Source organism: Streptomyces sp. NPDC002573 (assembly GCF_042889625.1).
Classification (GTDB): domain Bacteria; phylum Actinomycetota; class Actinomycetes; order Streptomycetales; family Streptomycetaceae; genus Streptomyces; species Streptomyces gibsoniae.
Window position 1 is genome coordinate 1 of sequence record NZ_JBIARC010000217.1, and the last position, 2781, is coordinate 2781.

The window sequence follows — 2781 nt, forward strand, 5'->3', positions numbered from 1 at the left end:
CATCACAAGCCGTCACTCCCACCAGACCACCGACCCCATGCCCCACCAGCGAAAACGCAGTCCTCGCGTCCGGAAAGACAACAGCTTCTCAGCCCCGAAGTTCTGGAAGACCTTCGAGGAGCTGAGCTTGATGGTGTCCCTCTGGGGCAGGCCACGTGCTGTCTGCCGAATCGTCCGGAGCCTCAAGTCCGCTCCGCCATCCATCATTTGCTCTGGATGCGGTCTCTCGTTACCGATCTCGATCGGCCGCTGAGCCCTTCGCATGTTCTGAGGCGGGCGGCATGAGCAGGGCGGGGGCTCGGGTCGGGGTCGGTACGCGCTTCCGCTACGACGGAGAGACCGTCGAGGTGGTGGAGATGGCCGCGACGACGGCAGGCAACGAGGTGGTCTTGAAGGACGGCCGGGGACGATTGCTGCGGTTGTCACTCAAGGAACTTCTGTTCTCCGACCGTGCCGCTGTCAGTCCGGACGGCCCAGGACCGTCAGCTGACGATGAAGAAGAGATCGCTTCGGTCGTACTGCGGCAGCTCGACAGATCGGCACGGGCGAAAGTTCTTGAACGCGCCGAGCATGTCCGGGAGGTTCTGACGGGGTTCCGGTCTGGAGCTCCGGAACTGGCACGCGACGGTGAGCCCCGACCGGACTATCGCCCGGAGCGACCGTTGGAGGTGCGATACACCGCCAAGGCCGATGAGCTGGGGGTGTCACTTCGCACCGTGAAGCAGTGGGTCGCTGATTTTCGTCGTCAGGGAGAGGCTGGGCTCGCGCCGAAGAAGTCAATGGGAAAGCCCCACTCCGGAGTTGATGACAGGTGGGTGGAGATGGCTCTGGAGGTGATGGTTGAGCACACCGATCAGTCACGGCCGTCTCGGACGCTGGTGATTGATCGCACGCGGGCCCGGGTGATTGCGCGGTTCGGTCCGGATGTGGTGCGGCAGCCGAGCCGGGCGACGGCGTTTCGGATCTTGGAGGATCTGGAGCGTCGGCATCCGCTGTTCCGGCTGAGTACGAAGCGGAACCGGGATATCGCGGATCGTCCGGAGGGTCCGTACGGGAAGCTGCGGCCGACGCGGCCGGGTGAGTACCTGTTGATGGACACCACGCGGTTGGACGTCTTCGCATTCGACCCGCTGACGCTGAAGTGGGTGCAGGCCGAGCTGAGTGTCGGGATGGATTGGTACACCCGCTGCATCACGGGGATCCGGCTCACGCCGGTCTCGACAAAGGCGGTGGATGTCAGCGCGGTGCTCTTTCAGTCGTTTCGGCCGAGGCCGGCGGGGCGGGACTGGCCGCGGCACGCGGTCTGGCCCGAGCACGGCATCCCCCGCACCGTCCTGGTCGATGTCGAGGGTGCCACCGGGCCGGGCCTGGCCTCGCCGCCCCTGGTCCCCGAGACGCTGGTGGTGGACCACGGGAAGGTCTACGTCTCCGAGCATCTGACGAGCGTCTGCCGTCGGATGGGCATTTCGATCCAGCACGCGCGGCTGCGAACGGGCCGGGATAAAGGGCCGGTGGAGCGCTATTTCCGCACCCTGCGCGAGGGTCTGCTGCAGGCCTTGCCCGGCTACAAGGGACCCGACATCCACTCCCGCGGCGAGAGCCCGGAGGACGATGCGTTCTTCTTCCTCGACGAGTTGGAGGCGATCATCCGGGAGTGGACCGCGACGGTCTACCACAGCCGGCCGCACTCCAGTCTGGTCGATCCGGGCCTTCCGGGGCTACGGATGTCCCCGGCGAAGATGTTCGAGCACGGCATGGCCAGGGCCGGCTACATCGAGGTCCCCCGCGACCGGGATCTCGCCTTCGAGTTCCTGAAGACCGAGTGGCGCACGATCCAGCACTACGGTGTCGAGATCGGCCGCCGCCGCTACAGCGGCCCGGGCCTGCCCGACCCCGGCATCCGCAGCCCCTACGACAGCCCGGTGAAAAACGGCTGGCCGTTCCAGGTCGACCCCGACGACATCACCCGCATCTACTTCCGCGACGTCGATCACCACTGGCAGACGCTGACCTGGGAACACGCACCGTCGGCGCGGATGCCGCTGAGCGAGGACGCGCTGGCCTTCGCCCGGAAGCTGGCCGCCGCGAAATACCGCTACCCCGACGACCGGCTCGCCGTCGCCGACCTGCTGGAGCGCTGGAACCTCGGGCTGGGCACCACACTCGCCGAACGGCGCATGGCCCTACGCCTTTCGCGCGAACAGGCCGCCATCGACCTCCTCGACACCGAGCAGGAGGCGGTCATCTCTCTTTCGTCGGTACGCAGAGCCCTGGGCCAGGACGACGAACTGGCAGAGGCCGAAGCCCAGGAGCCGATGGCTGAGACGGGCGATGACGACGAGGCCGACCTCGACGACCTCGCCCAGGAGAGCGACTTCTACGCGGACGCCCTGGAGGACGTGTGAGTACGGCCGGTCTGCCGAACCTGGGGAACCTGGCCCTGTCACGGAAGGAAGACTTCAAAGCGTTCGCCGAGGCCGCCCGCCGCGACCAGCCCGAGGTGCTCAACCGGACTCAGCTGAACGCCTTGAGCGAGCCGGCGCGAGCCGAGTACGACAGCCGACGGCGTGACTGGCACGCGAACCTCGGACCGATCAAGACGCCCCAACTGGCCAAAGTGCACGATGACTTGTGGGACATCGTCGACAGCAACCAGCAAGACGGGGACAAAGCCAAGGGAGCAGTGGCCTGCGTTCCGCGCAATTCAGGGGTTCTGGAGTCCCTTCCGAGGTGAAGGTGCAGGTCAGCGGGCTGGAGTCTAGTGACACGGCCGGATTCGCC

General features: G+C 66.4%; 2 protein-coding genes. Both read left to right on the forward strand.

What is annotated here, in order from left to right; translation table 11 throughout:
* Nucleotides 1-281 precede the first annotated feature (281 nt).
* The gene (locus ACFYX0_RS47310) at nucleotides 282-2405 is read left to right on the forward strand and encodes a helix-turn-helix domain-containing protein (RefSeq protein ID WP_388981924.1); all 2124 of its coding nucleotides are present in this window, start codon (nucleotides 282-284) and stop codon (nucleotides 2403-2405) included.
* A complete protein-coding gene (locus ACFYX0_RS47315; protein ID WP_388981921.1) occupies nucleotides 2402-2734 on the forward strand; it encodes a hypothetical protein in 333 nt (110 codons plus the stop codon). The genes ACFYX0_RS47310 and ACFYX0_RS47315 overlap by 4 nt, the downstream gene beginning before the upstream one ends.
* Nucleotides 2735-2781 lie beyond the last annotated feature (47 nt).